The 18,734-nt window shown below is 34.6% G+C and carries 20 protein-coding genes; all 20 read right to left on the reverse strand.

The window, feature by feature from the left end:
- Positions 1–81: 81 nt before the first annotated feature.
- On the reverse strand, positions 82–1,083 hold the full coding sequence (locus ACQY63_RS07365) for a helix-turn-helix transcriptional regulator (protein ID WP_428244961.1): 1,002 nt from the start codon (positions 1,081–1,083) through the stop codon (positions 82–84).
- Between the two features lie 20 nt (positions 1,084–1,103).
- Entirely contained in the window at positions 1,104–1,532 is a 429-nt protein-coding gene (locus ACQY63_RS07370) for a hypothetical protein (protein WP_008118560.1), read from the reverse strand.
- A 47-nt stretch (positions 1,533–1,579) separates the two neighbouring features.
- Positions 1,580–1,999 (reverse strand): nuclear transport factor 2 family protein, encoded by a 420-nt coding sequence (locus ACQY63_RS07375; RefSeq protein WP_055147790.1) that lies wholly within the window; start codon positions 1,997–1,999, stop codon positions 1,580–1,582.
- A 55-nt stretch (positions 2,000–2,054) separates the two neighbouring features.
- Positions 2,055–2,762, reverse strand: coding sequence for a class B sortase (locus tag ACQY63_RS07380; protein WP_428244962.1), 708 nt, complete (start codon positions 2,760–2,762; stop codon positions 2,055–2,057).
- On the reverse strand, positions 2,746–7,059 hold the full coding sequence (locus tag ACQY63_RS07385) for an MSCRAMM family protein (protein ID WP_428244963.1): 4,314 nt from the start codon (positions 7,057–7,059) through the stop codon (positions 2,746–2,748). The genes ACQY63_RS07380 and ACQY63_RS07385 overlap by 17 nt, the downstream gene beginning before the upstream one ends.
- An 86-nt stretch (positions 7,060–7,145) precedes the next feature.
- Positions 7,146–8,069, reverse strand: coding sequence for a CAP domain-containing protein (locus ACQY63_RS07390; protein WP_428244964.1), 924 nt, complete (start codon positions 8,067–8,069; stop codon positions 7,146–7,148).
- A 174-nt stretch (positions 8,070–8,243) separates the two neighbouring features.
- The gene (locus ACQY63_RS07395; protein WP_428245281.1) at positions 8,244–9,248 is read right to left on the reverse strand and encodes a DUF6017 domain-containing protein; all 1,005 of its coding nucleotides are present in this window, start codon (positions 9,246–9,248) and stop codon (positions 8,244–8,246) included.
- Positions 9,238–10,101 carry a ParB/RepB/Spo0J family partition protein gene (locus tag ACQY63_RS07400; protein ID WP_428244965.1) on the reverse strand — a complete coding sequence of 288 codons (864 nt, stop codon included), beginning with the start codon at positions 10,099–10,101 and terminating at the stop codon, positions 9,238–9,240. The genes ACQY63_RS07395 and ACQY63_RS07400 overlap by 11 nt, the downstream gene beginning before the upstream one ends.
- A complete protein-coding gene (locus ACQY63_RS07405; protein ID WP_428244966.1) occupies positions 10,094–10,876 on the reverse strand; it encodes a ParA family protein in 783 nt (260 codons plus the stop codon). The genes ACQY63_RS07400 and ACQY63_RS07405 overlap by 8 nt, the downstream gene beginning before the upstream one ends.
- Positions 10,877–10,886: 10 nt before the next feature.
- Complete coding sequence (locus tag ACQY63_RS07410) at positions 10,887–11,096, reverse strand: DUF6462 family protein (protein WP_118030578.1); 210 nt, start codon at positions 11,094–11,096, stop codon at positions 10,887–10,889.
- Positions 11,096–11,332 (reverse strand): DUF6462 family protein, encoded by a 237-nt coding sequence (locus tag ACQY63_RS07415; protein WP_428244967.1) that lies wholly within the window; start codon positions 11,330–11,332, stop codon positions 11,096–11,098. The genes ACQY63_RS07410 and ACQY63_RS07415 overlap by 1 nt, the downstream gene beginning before the upstream one ends.
- Positions 11,329–11,583: a DUF6462 family protein gene (locus ACQY63_RS07420; protein ID WP_428244968.1), complete on the reverse strand. Its 255-nt coding sequence runs from the start codon at positions 11,581–11,583 to the stop codon at positions 11,329–11,331. Before ACQY63_RS07420 ends, ACQY63_RS07415 begins: the two co-directional genes overlap by 4 nt.
- Positions 11,584–11,812: 229 nt before the next feature.
- The gene (gene lysS / locus ACQY63_RS07425) at positions 11,813–13,357 is read right to left on the reverse strand and encodes a lysine--tRNA ligase (RefSeq protein WP_117999419.1); all 1,545 of its coding nucleotides are present in this window, start codon (positions 13,355–13,357) and stop codon (positions 11,813–11,815) included.
- A 66-nt stretch (positions 13,358–13,423) separates the two neighbouring features.
- The gene (gene greA, locus ACQY63_RS07430; protein WP_022166261.1) at positions 13,424–13,912 is read right to left on the reverse strand and encodes a transcription elongation factor GreA; all 489 of its coding nucleotides are present in this window, start codon (positions 13,910–13,912) and stop codon (positions 13,424–13,426) included.
- Positions 13,913–14,144: 232 nt separating this feature from the next.
- On the reverse strand, positions 14,145–15,098 hold the full coding sequence (gene dusB, locus ACQY63_RS07435; RefSeq protein ID WP_302689745.1) for a tRNA dihydrouridine synthase DusB: 954 nt from the start codon (positions 15,096–15,098) through the stop codon (positions 14,145–14,147).
- Between the two features lie 19 nt (positions 15,099–15,117).
- A complete protein-coding gene (locus ACQY63_RS07440) occupies positions 15,118–15,888 on the reverse strand; it encodes a type III pantothenate kinase (protein ID WP_022166263.1) in 771 nt (256 codons plus the stop codon).
- Positions 15,888–16,217 carry a DUF6145 family protein gene (locus tag ACQY63_RS07445; RefSeq protein ID WP_117999416.1) on the reverse strand — a complete coding sequence of 110 codons (330 nt, stop codon included), beginning with the start codon at positions 16,215–16,217 and terminating at the stop codon, positions 15,888–15,890. The genes ACQY63_RS07440 and ACQY63_RS07445 overlap by 1 nt, the downstream gene beginning before the upstream one ends.
- A gap of 182 nt (positions 16,218–16,399) precedes the next feature.
- Positions 16,400–17,314, reverse strand: a complete 915-nt coding sequence (locus ACQY63_RS07450) for an SPFH domain-containing protein (RefSeq protein WP_022166265.1) — start codon at positions 17,312–17,314, stop codon at positions 16,400–16,402.
- Positions 17,315–17,335: 21 nt separating this feature from the next.
- Complete coding sequence (locus ACQY63_RS07455) at positions 17,336–17,764, reverse strand: NfeD family protein (RefSeq protein WP_022166266.1); 429 nt, start codon at positions 17,762–17,764, stop codon at positions 17,336–17,338.
- Positions 17,765–17,956: 192 nt separating this feature from the next.
- Complete coding sequence (locus ACQY63_RS07460; RefSeq protein WP_428244969.1) at positions 17,957–18,418, reverse strand: SH3 domain-containing protein; 462 nt, start codon at positions 18,416–18,418, stop codon at positions 17,957–17,959.
- Positions 18,419–18,734 lie beyond the last annotated feature (316 nt).

Consider the following 18,734-nt stretch of genomic DNA (forward strand, 5'->3'; position numbering starts at 1 on the left):
AACTCCACGCCCTCGGCATATTCATACTGCGAGCTTTTCAAGAAGATTCTGCCGTTTCTTGACATCGTATGCTTTGGAGTGTTAGATTTCCTGTTCTTTGTTTTCTTTTTGCTGCATACCCTCATCGGCTTGTGCAATCATCTGCCTGTACTGTTCTTTCACACTTTCCGGTGCAAGTATTTGTACCTTGCCATTAAAGCCAAACACCCAACCAAAAAAGGTCGGACTGGCTGATACTTCGGTCTGTACTCTGAAAGAAGTCATATCATACGCAAGAGTTGTCACATCTTCTCCAAAACGGTCAACCATTGTTTTCATCAAGCTGTTATCACACCGTAAATCCACAAGAACTTTCTCGCCTGAGAACATAAAGAAAACTTCCTTTGTGTAATTCTCAATATCAAAATCATCCGGCATAGGAATAATATCTTTATCCAATATCTCCGGCTTGGAAGCAATACGGTCTACCCTGAAATTGATAACCTTTCTTTTCTTCTCTGAATATCCGAGAACATAATAATAGTCCCCACACCAGAGAAGTTTATACGGGCTGAGCTTATACACTTCGCCCTTGTTCTTCAGAACCTTTTTCTTTAATCCGGTATAATCATAATACTGAAAAGAAATCTGTTTACCTGTATTGATGGCATCGTTTATAGCGTCAATGATATAATATATCTGCTCATTATCCGGCTTAATTCGATTGACCACATAGTTATTACGCTTCAACTTTGCCACCTGCCCCGGACTGGTCATCGTATGTATCTTCTCAATCAGCGTTTTGCTTTTCTTCTTTGTAATAAACTTCGATGACTCCACTGCATCTATCAGCAGTTTCAGTTCCGGCAATTCAAACTTACGACTGGCTACAAAGTATTTGCTCTGAGTAGAATGGATAGTAACAATATCCATTCCAAACTCCTGAAGTGCAGCAATATCTTTTGTGACCGTCGTTCTATGTGCAGATATTCCGTATTCATCATTCAATATATTGATTAGCTGCGTCGTCGAAAGCGGATGTTCCTCGTCCGTTCGTTCCTCTAATATTTTCTTTAAGTATAATATTCTCGGCTTTGTTTCCATTGTTTGCCCTTTCCAAGCTATTACTCATATAGTCCTTTGAACATTTCTCCCTGTATCACGCTGATTTGTTCAGTCGGAATTACTGTTTCATCCTGCATAATCAGTTTGCGTTCAAATTCATCAATCTTTTTCACTATGCCGGAATGCGTGAGATATGCTCCTCCGGATTTTTTATCATCAGGCACGAAATAAGTTATTGATATTTCCTGTTCTGTGCCGATATTATCTCTAATCATATTTAATTGGTCATTTAATTTCATAATGACTTCATCGCTTAACTCTAACCGTTCATCTGTTAGCCTTGCAGTCTCTTTAATGGCTGCATCGTGTCCTGTAAGTGCCGCAAAAGGTGCAAACTGTGCTGCTCTGTCGTGAAGTGACATACGAGGATGGTTCTTCGATGTCGGATTCGGCAGATTGATTATATCGTCATAGGAATGTTCATCCATCTGTTACAGCACCTCCTTTGCTCGACAAACTTGAATTTATAGTCCTCTCAAAACCAATTTGCTTTTTCTTCTCGAAATACGGGAATATCACTATCTCGATATGGATTGTAATTATGAAGATTGCAACCAAACTCTTTTAATGATTTTATTTTGTTATCCTGTGTCCATACAATTAAAGATATTCCGTCAAATTCTTCAACATTTCCATTATTCATTTTGTTTTTAAAATACCACTCCACGATTGTTTGATTGCCTTGATGAAAAAATTGCTTAATCTCCCAGACAAGAACACTTCCACGTGTATTCCATTCGTCAAACCAGTGCTTTACCGTTTTGCGGTTTTCATATTTAGGACCCCAACTCTCAGTATATACAACATCATCTGTAAAAATATTGTCAATTCCTAAATCTGCTTTCTTAATCCACATATCAAACCATAATCGTATAATTTTTTCTCTCTCGTTCATAAAGCACCTCCACAACTTCCGATTTGTATTTTACTTAACATTATAATTTATTGTATCATATTTCCTTCCCCACTACCACAATTCTCCAATCATCTCCTTTTCCATTATCGCAGGTAGACAGCATCAACATCTGCTCTCCATACTGAGGCTTTTCCTCTATATTCCACAGGCTATGCTCCAACACTTTCTCCACAAATTCATCATAATCCTTCTCATCCTTTGCCATTACAAACTTCCAATATTCAAACTCCCTTATGTTCACACTCATGACAGCAAACACTTCATATTTTCTTCTTTTGTCCGTTATAAAATATATCTTTCGGTGTTTATCAAAAAGCTCCTTATCCTTGTACTTCTCCAATTCTCCAAACATTTTCCCTCCATTTATGTTATGACCGTAAATTATCAGGTTATCAGATTTCTCTAAGTCACAATACGCACTTAAGTATGGTGTTCCATAAAAGCTATAATTCTTATTAAAGTCATGATTTAAGTAAAAATCCGGATTGTCTCTTATCTGCATTATAGGATAACTTATGCTAGTTCCTGACACTTCCAAGTATCCAATGTAGTCCTCATTTTCTCCCTTAAGTTTTTCCACATTTATTGTCTTGTCTTCTTTGTCTGTCACACTTTCCTGTATTTCCTTAAATCCATTCTCGCTTTTCTTTTCTGCTTCTTTTTCCTTTAAAAAAGGGACGGCTGCAATCACAGCCATCCCCACTAAAAGAAGTAACAGAGATATTTTAGTTATCTTCTTCATTGTCCTTGCCTTTCTTAAAATTGTATTTTGACTTATCCTTTGCTCTCACGCATGCAAAGCATCCAAGTGCCATTAATAATGAGATAAGTGAAATCATCATTCCTGCAGTCTTTCCCTTAATTCCTGTCTGTGGTGTGTCAGGTACTTCAGGGATTCTTTCATCAACCACTGTAAGCTTCTGAAGCTTTCCTGTGTCCTTTATCCTGATTTTCTTATCCTTTGCAACCTTGTAATGTTTTGGTGCCTCGACTTCCTTAAAGGTATATGTTTCTCCTGCCTTTAGGATTCCTTCAATAAGTTCTGCATTTTTACCTGTTGTAAATTCATAAACCTTTCTTCCCTTGCTGTCATACACCTTGTACTTTGCACCACCAAGCTGCTTCTTTGTGTCTGATCCGGTCTTGTTAAACTGAACCTTTATTGTGTCATCAATCATGCTTACCTTCTGAACATTGCCGTCATCTGCCACGGTAAACTCAACACTTGCTGCAGTTGCATAACCGTCTCTTGGCTGCTTTTCTGTTAATACATAAGTCTTGCCTACTGCATACTTTCCTTCAATCACATGGCTTTCTTCTGTTGAAACCCATTCGTCCATTACAACACCTGTGTCCTTTTCAGTTACCTGCATCTTACAGCCTGAAAGTTCTCTTCCGTTTGTAATGTCCTTCTTGGAAAATTCAAGCTTTGTTGTGTCATCATACATTACCACCTGATTATCAATATTTTCCTTGAAGCTGTCTCCACTCTTAACATAAACCTTTGTCCTACAATTATTGCTACCGCTTTCAACAAGCTTGAATGTAATGGCATCTGCAGTTACAAATCCATCTGCAGGTCTTGTTTCAGTTAATGTGTATTCTTTGTCCTTAAGAAGTCCATTGATTTTTAATGCATAATCGTTGTCTTTTTCGACATGAACGTTGGAATATCCCATTTTCTTAAGATTTTCATTTAACTTAACTGATGAAATGTCACCTGAAACCCAGCTTATGATTTCATTGCCCTTGTCATCATTTATCCTTAAATGACAGTCCTTGATTTCCACTGATGATGCAATCATTCTCTTGCTGATCACTGTTTCAGTCTGGTCTTCCTTAACCATTACCCTTGCTGAAACCATGGCTGTGTCCTGATTCTTGTATTCAAGGTGAACATCATGCATTTCCCTGTCAATGTAATAGCTGTCACTTACACTCTCCTCAATAAAATAATAATTGCCTGAATTTAATGCCTCATTAATGAGTTTTCCCTGCTCATTAACCTTGCCGTAACCTTCATCCATTACCGGCACATTAAATGGTACATTTGCCACACCTTTTTCATCTGTTGTAACTGTTGCAATCTTTTCGCCTGCATTTACAATTATGTTTCCCTTTCGGTCATAAATGTTGTCCATTGAATAAAATCCAAACACTGCATCAGCAACAGGTTCTCCTGTTCTTGAATCCTGCTTTTCAAGGGTGATGTCTGTCTTTACAAGTTCATTGTAAACATCTACCTTTCCATCCTTGGAATTTTCAGAAACATCAAGTACATATTCATCATCCTTGTTATTCCACTTAAAGCTTAAGTCCCATGATGCCTGTTTTGGAAGAACATAACCGTACCTTGTCTTTACTTCCTTTAATGTGTATTCACCAAGTGGTACGTTTAATGTCATTGTGCCATCTTCGTTTAGGGTGTAATTACAAATACCATTACAGTCATTTGTAAACTCAACCTTTTCACCTGTTATAATTGTTGCCACAACTGAATCCTTATTAAAAAGCACTGTTCCCTGATTGTCCTGTGACATGATATCTTCTTTTGCAGTAAGTTCAAACACAACACCGTTAAGCTTTACATCATCATAATCAAATGGATTAACCTTGACCTCTATTGTTTTATCATTGCTACCTGATGCACCTGTTTCATTTTCTGAAACCATGTCTGCCTTGCTTTCTGGCTTATCAGTTGTTTCATTTGCTTCTGCACTGCTTTCATCATTTCTTCCACATAATTCAGGACCTGTTTTGTCCAATGTGAACTTTCCATAAGTCACGTCATTGTAATACTCGCACTCTGCATAAAGGTATTCATTTCCAAGTTCATCCTTCATTGTCTTATATGAATCGCTATTTATTTCTACAGTAACAGGACTTTTGTTTACTTTGTAGCCTTCAGGACCTTCTATTTCATATACCTTATATGTTCCAGCCTTAAGCTTCTCATAAGTAATGATTTCTCCGGTTTCATCTGTTACAAATCTGTCAACAACCACCATTTTGTTGCCGTTGCTGTACTTCTGTGTTACAAGTGTTTCATTGCCTTCCTTGTCAACCTTGTAAATCTGATATGTTGTGCCCTTCTTTAAAACTGTCTGATGTGTCTTTGAATCCTTCTTTACAATCTTTAGATATGCTGTAAATTCAGGATTATTTAATAAGTACTGATAAGTCTTCCCGTTTTCAGTTACATTCACATAAAAGTCTGGACACTTTTCGGTATTGTCTGCTCCAACAGTCTGATGAACCACATATGTACCATATGGTAACTGTTTTGACTTGGCATAACCGTTTAAGTCTGTTGTTAAAATGTCTCTTTCAGTGGCTTTTGCCTTGGCATAAGAGCCTGCACTTGCAAGATAAATCTGAAACTGTGCACTCTTTTCAAATGGTACAATGCCTGCAGTTCCGTTACCCATGCCCTTAATTATTGCCACATAACCCTTGATTGGCTTTTCTGAAACCTGCTTTTCAACCGAATTGTATTCTGCAGTGAATTTGGCACCATCGGCAACAATGTCATATACCTTGTCATTCTTAAGATATCCCCTTGGTGGTGTGACTTCCTTTAGGTAATACGTCTTTCCACATCTCATGTAGTCTGTTTCAAACTGGTAGTTCTTGTCTGTTTTATATGACTTAATTAACTTTGTGCATGCTGCATCTGAATATACTCCATACACTGCTCCTTCAAGTGTTGCATCACCCTGAGCAGTCTTGCCTGTTTCTTCATCAATCTTTACGGCAGTTAATTTCACTTTCTTATACTTGTCCTTAAGAACAGGCTTGTATGCAAGCTTGTAATTGCTGTATGATTCTTCTGCTGTTTCAGGCCACTTGCCGTCACTGTTTCTTGTCCAAGAATCAGACTTAGTCAGTGTCACTGTCACTTTATTATTAGTTGCATCTGTTATCTTATTATTTCCCTTATCTACCACAAAAGAAGTTAATATATTGTCATTTCCTGAATTTACTTCCTTAATAACATACTTGTTACTGATATCATCCATCTGGTCATCAAGATCTGCTTCTTTTAATTTTTCGGCACCAGTTTTAGATAAATCAGATGCATAATTATATCCTTTATCATCTAATAGGTCTTTCATTTGCTTTTTGTCAGATGAACTCATCTTTGATAATTCATCATCAGAAACATAATAATATTTTTTTGAATTCAAGATATATGTAAATCTAAATACAATTTTTCCATTTGAATCTGTCATTACATCCTGACTAAACTTTGTTGCATCCTCATCAACATCCTCTTTCACTGAATCTCCCCAACCATTGTACTGATAGGAATATAATTCCTTTATGTTTTTAGCTGTAAACCTAAAAGCAACCTTTGGAAGCTCATTTCCATCTTCATCAACTTTTTCAAGTGTTATTCTTTGTCTGTAGTATCTTTTTCCATTTGTAGCTAAATACTTATATTCTTCATCAGTTGATTTGATTTGCAATAGCTTTTGAACTTCACTGTCATCTGTAGTTCCTGAATATTTCCATATATAAATATCACATTCTACTTTTTTACCTACTTCAAAAATATCTGAATATAATGAATCATCTTTATAATATCCTGTATTTTTTTTAACCTGATTAATTACACTTTTTAAATTGCTTTCACTCGTGTGTCCCTCTTCAACGCTCCAAATAAGACACTGTGCATAAACCCAGGCCTTATTACTGCCTTTTTTCACTTGATCATACCAATATCCAATCTTAGCCTCTAACTTATTCTTTGTGTTGGCATCATCGCTACTAATTGTTTTTGATTCAGATTTGTAAGTATATCCCGTATGACATGCCTTTCCCAAATCCATACAAAAAACCGGCTTTGAATCTACTTGAGTTTGAAGCCATGTTCCACTCTCACTCTTTGACCCTATGTTTACTGTTCCTAGTTTTCCCAGTGATTCCAAGCTGGCAACTCCACTTGCAGCTCTTACTGGAAACATTGGACAAACATTTGTTGTAATCATTATTGTAGCTAATAATCCTGCTACCATTTTTTTCATTTTATTAAACATCTTATACCTCTTTCCTTTCTTGAAAAAAACAAAAAAATGCCTTATCAAATCAATTATGATTTAATAAGGCGTTATCTTTCATATATTCATTTTTTACATTTTTCTTCTAGGAGCTTATCAATGTCCGCATCTGCAAACAATGCGACCCAATAATAATCTCCTTTTGATTTATAGCATGCTATCGCTCCCTTAACATGACTTCTTAATGTCAAATTGTTGTAATGAGCACTACTTCTTTTCCATTGTTTCATTGCTTCCTTGTATGAATACGCTCCATTAAGAATATTTTCACCGGAAGCATAATTTATACCATATTCGGAATCTCCTTCTTTAATCCAAATAAACTCGTCATCTATCTTGTATGTTTTTGAAAGAACTTTCATCGTTGTTTCATACCATCCATTATGGCTGTAATTCTTACTAATTTGCTTTGCTCTTTCCAAACAAACATTATATAAATTCTCTGACCATTTAATTTTGTCAGAACCTGCGGATTTTCGGTATTCATTTTGAAGTTCAAATGCTTTTTCAGATGCTATTCTGTCTGTGAAGGGCTTTTTGATTTTGCCCCATTTTGTTCTTGAATAAAGAGCTTTTTTGATTTTAATACTTTTCACTTTTGAAAACTGTCCATATACATTGTTTCCATCAATTTTTTTATATGCTCTTATCTTTATTTTAACTTTTTCACCTTGAAAGCAATTAGTTAATGTAAAGTAATTTTTCTTTGTTGTTTTTATTTTCTTCCAGTTTTTTGTTGCCGGATAGTAAACATAAACATTATAACCTTCAACTTTCTTTTGTTTTTTCCAGCTTATCTTGTAACCTGCTATGTACTTTAACTTGGTTGTTGCAAGACTTGCATCCTTAATAGTCTTGAAAGTTTTAGTAACTTCTCTTGTCTTTACATTAGTCACCTTGGATATTTCTGCAGCATTAACACTACTTGAACCCATCACATTGGCGATAATCAACATTACTATAATCACATATTTAATTTTCTTAATCATGGTACCAACCCTTCTGCGCAAAATTTAAGTCCATTTATAACAAACATTTATCAACATCAATGCAGTGGTAAATACATCAACTGTTGATAGGACTATCATAGCACAACAAATCTATAAAACAAAACTCTAGTATGGTCTTTTTTTAACCTTTTTTGAGTCTACTATGGTTCTTTTTTAATCACTTCTAAATTTTGTTCTCATTGCCAGTTCCGGCATGTCATGCTGAACCAATGCCTTATAATAACTGTCGATTGTCATTGGAGCATTATATAACGTCGCTAGCAAATACTTCTTAATGTTTCTTACATCAGAGCTATTATGGTTCAGGCAATCTAAAACATATTCAATATGACTCTTGTCTAATTTACAAAATCTTGACTTTATCATTTCTGTTGAAACTCTATTGCCACTGATTATCTGATACTCCTTATCACTTACTATTGCCTCAACCATAATGTCAACCAAATTATTAATTTCTTCTCTGGATGTTATATTGTTGTGTATCAGGCAATCGTAATCAATATTGTGTTTTATCAATTTTTCGTATGCCTCGTATTTTAGTTTTATCATATCTCTTCCCATCCCATCAACTGTAGTAGCTGTGATATGATTAGATGTGATATGACTCTCATTAGTATTATTTATATTAGTATTACTACTATTAGTCTTATTATTAAGTGGTGTAGCATCGGTAACCTCTTGAAGTGTAATATTTACACCTCTTGAAGTTTCCTCTCCTACACTTCTTGAAGTGTAAGACGTTACACCTCTGGAATTACCGCAATTATCATGAGAAGTTTCAATATCTTCTTTGTCTCCTGAATAATCTCTTTCAATTATAAAGCTTTTAACATACAACAGGCTTGGTAAACCTAATCCCCTTCGTTTCTTTTCAACTAAGCCAAATTCAACCAGTTCATTAAGATACTTTACTGCGGTCTTCTTGCTAAAATTGAAATCTTCCATTATTTCAGCAACCTGATATATTATGTACACTCTGTTCTCGTCATCAAACCATCTGTTTTTCATTGATAGATTCATTCTGTCCAGCAACACTCCATACAAAAGTTTTGCATTAACTGACAAATCTTCAAACATTGGATCTGTTATCATTGTTTTTGGTATCTTTATGAAATTGAATTGGTCGGCTTGCGTTCCATAATAATAATCAAATGCCATATCCTTCACTCTTCCATTTCTCCAGAAGCTGATAAATTATTTTTTCCATATCTTTCTTCGAATAGTCTTCTGGAAAGTACTTTTCTAATTTATTCTCTGGTAATATTACTTTTTTCTTTTTTCTTTGTTTCAAATCAACATTTTCAACCTTTTCATAAATCTCTTTCTTACTTTCTTCATTCATTTCTCTAATACGCTTAATTTGCTCATCATTAATGCTGTATCCCTGATTAATGTAATTTAATACTTCTATCTGTTTTTCTTCCGATAAATCAGCAATTTTTACAGCTGTTGTAATTGTTAACTCCTTCTTATCTACCATATCTAACAATTCAGATATTAAATTTGTTAACTTGACATATCTGGTGACTTGTCTCCCCCCTAGTCCATTATCTTCTCCAACAATTTCACGACTTCTTTCACCTTTTTTCCCCATGTGACTTATGGCATCCATCTTCATCTTAAAGGCAAATGCCTTTTCACTCGGTAATATTTCCTCTCTTTGAATATTACTATCAACCATAATTATTGTGGCATCATCATCCGTTAACTCCTTTATTATTACAGGCACTTTTTCAAGTCCTATTATTTCTGCAGCTCTCTTTCTTCTATGCCCTGATATTACCTCGTAAAAGTTATCCTTTTTTCTTACCAAAATGGGGGACAGTATTCCTCTTTCTCTTATGGAACTTACAAGTTCCCCCATTCTTTCATCATCCAACACTTTAAATGGATGATTTTCAAACTCTCTTAATAAGTTAATGTCTAATTCCTTTGTTCCTTCATTTTCATTATTCACACCAAGTAATTCATCATAACTTGTTAATTTTATCTTTTCTCCAAATTTACTCATTCTCTAAAACCTCCTCTGTTAATAATTCATAACTCTTTGCAACTTTACTTCTAGCATCATGTGTATATATGCTCTTGCCTACTGCACTTGTTTCTGCCGCTCTTACTGACATTGGAATCCTATTTTCAAAGATTCTTATGCTCTCTCCATATGTATTTCCTAATGCCTCAATAATGTCCTTTGTATAATTGGAACGCATATCAACCATCGTAAGTAATAAGCCCTCGATTATAAGGCTCGGATTAATCTGTTTCTTTACTCGGCTTATAGTTTTTATAAGTTGCTGTAGACCCTTGACTGGCAAATATGCCGCCTGACTAGGTATAATGACCGAATTTGCACATGTTAACGCGTTTATGGTAATAACACCCAAACTTGGCATGCAATCAATTAATATGACGTCATATTGTTCCGTCAGTTCTCCTAACAAACACTTCATTACCATTTCCCTACTCATTACACTTACCATTGATACTTCTAAACCTGACAGTTCAATATTTGCTGGGATAAAATCTACCCCTTCACAATGATGGTGGATTAATTTTTTATAATCAATTTTTTCATCATTGATTACATCCAACATTGCATTTGCTAGTGTATAATCAAGTTCATCCGGTTCATTTACACCTAAACAGATTGATGCACTTCCTTGTGGATCTGCATCCACTATCAAAACTTTTTTTCCTTTTCTTACTAAACCTATTCCTAGGTTAACTGCGGTTGTGCTTTTTCCACAACCGCCTTTCTGATTTGCTATTGCAATTATTTTACTCATATACTTCCTCCTATAATTCTCTAAATTTTTCTAAAAATTTCTCAAAGATTTCGCAATTCACCAACACAATCCCATTAACCTTATAGGTTGCCTTTGCTTCTTTAGCTAATTGTTCAAACTTGCTATGTCCCATACTGTACAGTTCTGCACCTTCTTTATATCTAACAAATTTCTTAGCCAATGCTTTCGTTTCTCTTACTGTTCCTGCACTATTAACCATTATTTTTCCTCCTTCAATCTAAGTTTTCTGATGTGTTGTTCTAAAATATGTCTGTTAACTCTTACCATTTTGCCAATCTTATAAACTGCACCTGACTCTCTACATATTCTTATAAAAGGTTTCATTCCCATCTTGTAATACTCTGCACCTTGCTTGAAGGTAATAAAATCCCTCTGTAACATGTCAATATCCTGTTCATCAATGTCATATGAATACCTCCAAATATTTCCACTCATATTCTGTTCGCCTCCTCTTTCTTTGCTGGTTCATGAAATTGCTCTAAATATTCATTAAAAATATCTCTGTTAATCAATACATATCCATCAATTCTGTAAATAGCCCCAGCCTTGCTTGCCAATTCAAACAATTTTTTATGTTGAATACTATAAACATGTTCTGCTTCCTGATACCTTAAAAACTTCTTTTCAAGATTTCTCCTTTTTTCCTTAACTTCTTTAATTGGCATAAATTCTTGTTTTCTTTCCATAATAAATCTCCTTAATAAAAATTGAGCCTATGACAAAATTGCAACAAAAAAGGACACTTCTTAAAAATTATTTTTTAAAAAGTGTCCTAATTAGGATTAACTATTATATAGTTGTTTGACAGTTATATATCTCATATTGATACATAACTCTTCGTATAAACCTTCTGATTTGATGTCAATTTGATGTCAAATTTAATTTAAGCCTCTGCAAACCCTTTATTTATGGGCTTTATTTGTCCAACTGTTTCATTGTTGGGAATAATAACACGTCTCTGATAGCTGCTGAATCTGTAAGTAACATACACATTCTGTCGATACCAAATCCAATACCGCCTGTTGGTGGCATACCGATTTCAAGTGCGTTCATGAAATCTTCATCTGTTGTATTAGCTTCTTCATCACCAAGTGCTAATAATTCTTCCTGAGCCTTGAATCTTTCTCTCTGATCAATTGGATCGTTAAGTTCTGAGTAAGCATTTGCCATTTCCCAGCCGTTCATGAAGAATTCGAAACGTTCAACATATTCAGGATTTTCAGGTTTCTTCTTTGTTAAAGGAGAAATCTCAATTGGATGATCCATAATAAATGTTGGCTGAATAAGGTGTTCTTCAACAAATTCCTCAAAGAATAAGTTTAAGATGTCACCCTTCTTATGGTGTTCTTCGTATTCTACATGATGTTCTTTTGCAAGTTCTCTAGCCTGTTCAACTGTTTCAACTTCGTTCCAGTCTACTCCTGCATATTTTTTAACTGCATCAACCATTGTAAGTCTTTCAAATGGCTTGCTTAAATCCATTTCGATTCCATTGTAAACAATCTTTGCACTACCACATACAGTTTCTGCAAGATGTCTGTAAAGATTTTCTGTTAAATCCATCATGCCGTTGTAATCCGTGTATGCCTGGTATAATTCCATAAGTGTAAATTCAGGGTTGTGTCTTGTATCAACACCTTCATTACGGAAAACTCTACCGATTTCGTATACTCTTTCTAAGCCACCTACAATAAGTCTCTTAAGGTAAAGCTCTAATGAAATACGAAGTTTAACATCTTCATCTAATGCATTAAAATGAGTTTCAAATGGACGGGCTGCTGCACCACCTGCATTGTGTACAAGCATAGGTGTTTCAACTTCCATGAATCCCTGTCCGTCTAAGTATCTTCTAATTTCGCCGATAATCTTTGAACGCTTAACAAATACGTCCTTTGCTTCCTGATTCATAATAAGGTCTAAATATCTCTGACGATATCTTAAGTCTGTATTTGTTAAACCATGATGCTTTTCAGGTAAAATCTGTAAACTCTTTGTAAGTAAAGTTACTTCTGTTGCATGAATACTCATTTCACCTGTCTTTGTCTTAAATGGATATCCCTTAATTCCAACAATATCACCAATATCCATCTTCTTGAAGTCTTTGTATTCTTCAAATGGTTCTTCACAGATTTCGTTTCTTGCAACGTAAACCTGAATATTTCCCTGTAAATCCTGAATGTTACAGAATGAAGCCTTACCCATTACACGCTTTAACATAATACGACCTGCAACAGATACAAGCTTTGAAGGATCTTTTATTAACTTGCCTTCTTCATCATGTCCACATTCTAATTCGTCAAAATGTTCTTTAATTTCCATGCTGTGATGTGTTACATCATACTTTGTAATCTGGAAAGGATCTTTGCCTCTTTCCTGTAAGTCAGCTAACTTTTCGCGACGCACCTTTAAAAGTTGCTTTGTATCAACTTCCTGGTTGTTATTCTTATTTTGTCCTGCCATTTTTCTCTCCTCTGTTTTCGCAATTTAAAGCGCACCCGTAGTGCGCTCTTTATATTTTAAATATATTTATTTAGTCTTCTTAATTTCAAGAACTTTGTATTTTGAAACTGTTTCACCAATTTCAACTTCTACAACATCACCAACTTCGTGACCGATTAAAGCTGTTCCAATAGGTGATTCGTTTGAAATCTTGCCCTGTAAACTGTTAGTCTGTGTTGAACCAACAATGCTAAATTCAAGATCTTCATCATATTCAAAATCATGAATTACAATATGGCATCCAACACTAATCTTTGTATCATCAATATCATCTTCTCCAACAACTTCTACGTTCTTGAGGATTTTTTCGATTTCTTCGATACGAGCTTCAATATCTCTTTGTTCATCTTTTGCTGCATCATATTCAGCATTTTCTGATAAGTCACCCTGTTCTCTTGCTTCTTTAATCTTCTGAGCAACTTCTTTACGTTTATTTACCTTTAAATCTTCTAATTCAGCCTCAAGTTCCTGAAGACCTGCATAAGTAAGTATATTTTTCTTTGCATTATCTGCCATTATTGCTTCCTCCAATCAAATTTGTTCAAAGTTTTACACTTTATAATAACAAGAGCCTTTGCCATTGTCAACAAAAACCCCTTTATATTTTCCTTATTTTCCTAGATAAATTAAGGGTTTTCCAGCTTTTTTATCTGTAAGTACATATATATTGTAATCTCGCATTTATTAAGAACTCTTTTAGCACATCTATACCGCATTCTCTCGTTTATTAAGTCTTTTAGCATACGCACTATAATCTCTCATTTATTAAGTCTTTTAATTCTTCATATGTTTCCATTGTGTTACACAATCTTCTTAATTCAGCAGAATGTGGCAAACCACCTGTGTACCAGGCTATGTGTTTTCGCATTTCGTGAACTCCGGTATATTCACCTTTGTACTCCACAATAAGGTTGGCATGTTTTAAAATCATTTCCTTTACTTCCCCAGATGTTGGCTTGTCTATGAGCTTTCCTGTGTTTAAATACTCATTTATCTGTTTAAATATCCAAGGATTTCCTCTTGCTGCACGCCCAACCATAAGCCCGTCACACCCGGTATATTCTTTCATTGCTTTGGCATCTTCCGGTGTAAAAATATCACCATTTCCAATAACGGGTATATTAACCGCTTCTTTTACCTGTTTGATTGCATCCCAGTCAGCTTTTCCACTGTAGTATTGTTCCCTTGTACGCCCATGGACTGCAATGGCTGATACACCACAAGCTTCTGCAATTTTTGCAATTTCCGTTGCCTGTAGTTCTCCATCTTTAAAGCCTTTTCTTATTTTAATTGTTATGGGCTTAATGCTTTCCTTAACCATTTTTGTTAAAATTTCTTCAACAAGCTTTGGCTGAGTTAATAAATATGAACCTTCATGATTATTAACAATTTTAGGAACCGGACAGCCCATGTTAATATCAATAAAATCACAGGCTCCATAGGAAACTCTGCCTGTAATTTCTGCCATTATATCCGGATCTGAGCCAAACAACTGAATTCCTATTGGATGCTCGTCTTCGTCAATAGCAAGTAAATCTTTTGTTTTTTTATTGTTATATAAAATAGCCTTTGCGCTAACCATTTCAGAATATAAAATTCCGCATCCCTGCTCTTTGCAAAGCAGACGAAATGGCAGGTCCGTTACGCCTGCCATTGGTCCTAACGCTAAAGGGTTTTGAATTTCAAGATTACCAATTTTCATTATTCTATCCCTTTATTAGTTATTTTTTATTCTTTTCGTATATAATTCGCATTCCCTGCAAAGTAAGTTCTTTATCATATACATCGATACAGTCTGTGTTTTTGTATATAACATTTCCAAGACCACCTGTAGCAATAACTTTAAGGTCTTTTATTTTGCTTTCTTCCTTAATCTTATTGACAATATATTCAGTCTGACCTATATAACCATACACAATTCCTGCCTGCATGTTAGTGATTATGTCTTTTCCTAAAATAGAGTCAGGTTTTTTGATTTCAACTTCAGGAAGTTTTGCTGTTCCATCCCATAATGCTTTTGCACATATTTGAATTCCTGGTGAAATAACACCGGCTTCTAATGTACCGTTTTCGCTTATAAGGTCATAAGTTGTGGCTGTGCCAAAATCAATTACAATACATGGGCCACCATACAACTCATAAGCTGCAACAGCATCTACAATTCTGTCTGCTCCTACTTCTCTTGGATCAGTTCTGTTGATTTTTATTCCTGTTTTTGTGCCAACTCCTACAATAATAGGTTTGATTCCAAAATACTTCATTATACCACTGTTTAGTGAATACATTACTTTTGGAACAACAGAGGCAATTATTACATCGCTTATGGATGAAATGTCTATGCCTTTTCTCACTATCATTTCAGCAATCAATGAACCATATTCATCTGATGTTCTTGCTGACTGAGTCTTAAGTCGCAAATTTGCAAAAACTTTATCTCCTTTAAATAATCCCAATGTGATATTTGTATTTCCTACATCTACTGTTAGTAACATTATTCCGTTTCTCCTAAAACAAACACTTTATAGTACATTTCAAGAGCTTCTAAAAGCTCTCTTTTCTCTAATTGAATCTGATGAATCTTCAATCCGCTTCCGATTTCATCATATAGCAAGTCGCCCTCGTCAGCCTGAGTTATAAGCTGCAGGTAACCATCTTCATCATATTCAACTATCAGTGTTCCACCTACCTCTTCAGTAAACATAACACACATAATTTGTAATTCCTGTTTTACCTGTTCCGGTAAATTGTTAAATTTAGGATTCAAATAATATTTTTTTTCATAGGAATTTGCCCCACACAAAACTCTATCTTCATTGTACATAATATTTTCACCTGTTTTATTTTTGCTTAATATCAGGGCATATCTTACATTAAAATACATTACTTTTCAAGTATTCTTTAACATCAAATATGCCCCAAGTATTATAACTAAACTTTAATAATCTGAATTTTCATAATTCTACATTATATTAAGTTTTTAATTTTTCTGATTTCTACATAATATTATTCTTTAATAACTTCTGCAAGTGCTTTTACGCTTCCTGCAATTCCCTGAATATCTGATGGGATAATAATCTTTGTAGCCTGACCATCTGCTGCTGCGGCAAAGGCTTCTAAACTCTTCATTGTAAGAACAGCTTCATCTGCTCCTGCTTCCTTAATTACCTTAATACCATCAGCTGTAGCCTGCTGCACCTTCAAAATAGCCTGGGCTTCACCCTCAGCTTCAAGAATCTTCTTCTGCTTCTCAGCGTCAGCCTTAAGAACTGCTGCTTCCTTGTCAGCCTGAGCATTTAAGATTGCTGCTTCTTTCTTACCTTCTGCAATAAGAACCGCTGACTTCTTCTCACCTTCAGCTCTAAGAATCTGTTCACGTTTCTCACGTTCGGCACGCATCTGTTTTTCCATTGCTTCCTGAATATCTCTTGGTGGAATAATGTTCTTAAGTTCGACTCTGTTTACCTTAATTCCCCATGGATCAGTTGCAACATCTAATTCTGTACGCATTTTTGCATTTATTGTTTCTCTTGATGTAAGTGTTTCATCAAGTTCCAAATCACCAACAATATTTCTAAGTGTTGTTGCTGTAAGTGACTTAATTGCCACTATTGGATTTTCAACACCGTAAGCATATAACTTTGGATCTGTAATCTGATAGAAAATAATAGTATCAATCTGCATTGTTACATTATCTCTTGTAATAACAGGCTGTGGTTCAAAGTCTGCAACCTGTTCCTTTAAATTAACTCTTCTTGATATTCTATCAAGAAAAGGCACCTTAAAGTGAATTCCTACAGACCATGTTTCTTTGTATACGCCTAATCTTTCAATAACATATGAATGTGCCTGTGGTACAATCTTTACACATGTTGATGTGACAACAATTGCCAACACTATAACTACTAATAAAATTTCCATTTTTCTCCTCCTTATTTATATCTATTCTTTAATTTTCACAATAGCCTTAACACCCTCAATGGCTACAACTTCAACTAATGTGTTTTCCGGTATTATATCTTCATTAACGCTTCTGGCTGTCCATTCCATTCCGTCAATAAGAACCATTCCTTTTGCATTAATATTGTCTATTTCAGAAATAACTTTTCCGGTCTTTCCTTCCATTGATTCCACATTAGTCCTCTCGGCTTTGTTATTAATGTACTTTACCGCAATAGGTCTAAGCACTAACAATACGATTACCGTAACAACTATAAAAACAATTGCCTGAATAATCCAGTTCCCGGTAAACAATGATGTAACACAGGCAGCCAAAGCTCCAATTGCAAACCATATACAGGTCATTCCAAGGGAAATCAACTCCAGTGCCGCAAAAACTACAAACACTATTAACCATCCAATATAATTCATACGCCCTCCTTTTCTATATTTAACTGTTAGTTACATTTCTCTTACGGTCACAATGTCTACATTATATTATGTATAAATTCCCAATATAATGTGTTTATCTTTTGTAACCCTAATATTTGTTCAGTTAAAGAGCATTATAGCATTTGTGATAAAAAAAAGAAATCCCATTATAAAGGATTTCTTAAATGTATTTTATTTAAACTGTACATATTCCTGTTTTACATATCCATTATTGCCATTATAGTCAATTTCTATCCATTCACCGTCTTCTGCAATAATATCAAATTCATCTCCCTGCTCAGCGATTCCTAATGCCTCCGAATCTTCTGTGGCATCCTTTCTAACATTCAAAATATCAGTATTAATAACTATCTTAGAGCCTGTTGTGTTTTCAGTTTCAATATGTGTGTCCTCTACTGTTTCATCATTTCTATCAACTGCCGCTACTTTTTGCTCATCCTTATTTTTCACATCAATTGATTCTTTCTCACTAACAACCAACTGAGAGCTGTCTACTAAAACAATCTTGTCATTTCTTCCAATTACTGATGCGATTGTAATAATGGAAGCTATTGCAAATACTGCAATATAAAATATTCTATTTCTATGTATGTACAACTGTTTCTTTAATTCTTCTTTATTATTTATGTTCATCCTATTAACACCCAAACTAATCTATCTAATGCTTTAACAAATGTAGTCACTTACAATTAGTATTTATATAGAAATTCTATATCTTTAATTTAATAATTCATTTTTGTTACATATGTTAAATTTGTGTTCGTTATCTGTAATAAAATTTTAACAATTTTTCGACATAGTGTCAATGAAATATCTACGCTTTTCTTCCTATGTACATAAACTTCCAATCTTCCTTATAATCTTTTATTTGTCCACATATATATTATTTTTAACTTTTATTTCCATAATTTTATTACAAAAATATTCGCTTTTTTTGGCAAATGTTACA

It is taken from the genome of Eubacterium sp. Marseille-QA0814, from assembly GCF_965119675.1.
Taxonomy (GTDB): Bacteria; Bacillota; Clostridia; order Lachnospirales; family Lachnospiraceae; genus Eubacterium_G.

What these genes read in the sequence shown, in the direction of transcription:
- ACQY63_RS07460 (WP_428244969.1), bottom strand. Translation starts at nt 18,418, where the DNA reads ATGAACATAAATAATAAAGAAGAATTAAAGAAACAGTTGTACATACAT.
- ACQY63_RS07380 (WP_428244962.1), bottom strand. Translation starts at nt 2,762, where the DNA reads ATGAAGAAGATAACTAAAATATCTCTGTTACTTCTTTTAGTGGGGATG.
- ACQY63_RS07410 (WP_118030578.1), bottom strand. Translation starts at nt 11,096, where the DNA reads ATGGTTAATAGTGCAGGAACAGTAAGAGAAACGAAAGCATTGGCTAAG.
- ACQY63_RS07405 (WP_428244966.1), bottom strand. Translation starts at nt 10,876, where the DNA reads ATGAGTAAAATAATTGCAATAGCAAATCAGAAAGGCGGTTGTGGAAAA.
- ACQY63_RS07375 (WP_055147790.1), bottom strand. Translation starts at nt 1,999, where the DNA reads ATGAACGAGAGAGAAAAAATTATACGATTATGGTTTGATATGTGGATT.
- ACQY63_RS07420 (WP_428244968.1), bottom strand. Translation starts at nt 11,583, where the DNA reads ATGGAAAGAAAACAAGAATTTATGCCAATTAAAGAAGTTAAGGAAAAA.
- ACQY63_RS07365 (WP_428244961.1), bottom strand. Translation starts at nt 1,083, where the DNA reads ATGGAAACAAAGCCGAGAATATTATACTTAAAGAAAATATTAGAGGAA.
- ACQY63_RS07400 (WP_428244965.1), bottom strand. Translation starts at nt 10,101, where the DNA reads ATGAGTAAATTTGGAGAAAAGATAAAATTAACAAGTTATGATGAATTA.
- ACQY63_RS07450 (WP_022166265.1), bottom strand. Translation starts at nt 17,314, where the DNA reads ATGGAAATTTTATTAGTAGTTATAGTGTTGGCAATTGTTGTCACATCA.
- ACQY63_RS07370 (WP_008118560.1), bottom strand. Translation starts at nt 1,532, where the DNA reads ATGGATGAACATTCCTATGACGATATAATCAATCTGCCGAATCCGACA.
- ACQY63_RS07445 (WP_117999416.1), bottom strand. Translation starts at nt 16,217, where the DNA reads ATGTACAATGAAGATAGAGTTTTGTGTGGGGCAAATTCCTATGAAAAA.
- lysS (WP_117999419.1), bottom strand. Translation starts at nt 13,357, where the DNA reads ATGGCAGGACAAAATAAGAATAACAACCAGGAAGTTGATACAAAGCAA.
- ACQY63_RS07390 (WP_428244964.1), bottom strand. Translation starts at nt 8,069, where the DNA reads ATGATTAAGAAAATTAAATATGTGATTATAGTAATGTTGATTATCGCC.
- ACQY63_RS07395 (WP_428245281.1), bottom strand. Translation starts at nt 9,248, where the DNA reads ATGGCATTTGATTATTATTATGGAACGCAAGCCGACCAATTCAATTTC.
- ACQY63_RS07415 (WP_428244967.1), bottom strand. Translation starts at nt 11,332, where the DNA reads ATGAGTGGAAATATTTGGAGGTATTCATATGACATTGATGAACAGGAT.
- dusB (WP_302689745.1), bottom strand. Translation starts at nt 15,098, where the DNA reads ATGAAAATTGGTAATCTTGAAATTCAAAACCCTTTAGCGTTAGGACCA.
- ACQY63_RS07440 (WP_022166263.1), bottom strand. Translation starts at nt 15,888, where the DNA reads ATGTTACTAACAGTAGATGTAGGAAATACAAATATCACATTGGGATTA.
- ACQY63_RS07385 (WP_428244963.1), bottom strand. Translation starts at nt 7,059, where the DNA reads ATGTTTAATAAAATGAAAAAAATGGTAGCAGGATTATTAGCTACAATA.
- greA (WP_022166261.1), bottom strand. Translation starts at nt 13,912, where the DNA reads ATGGCAGATAATGCAAAGAAAAATATACTTACTTATGCAGGTCTTCAG.
- ACQY63_RS07455 (WP_022166266.1), bottom strand. Translation starts at nt 17,764, where the DNA reads ATGAATTATATTGGATGGTTAATAGTGTTTGTAGTTTTTGCGGCACTG.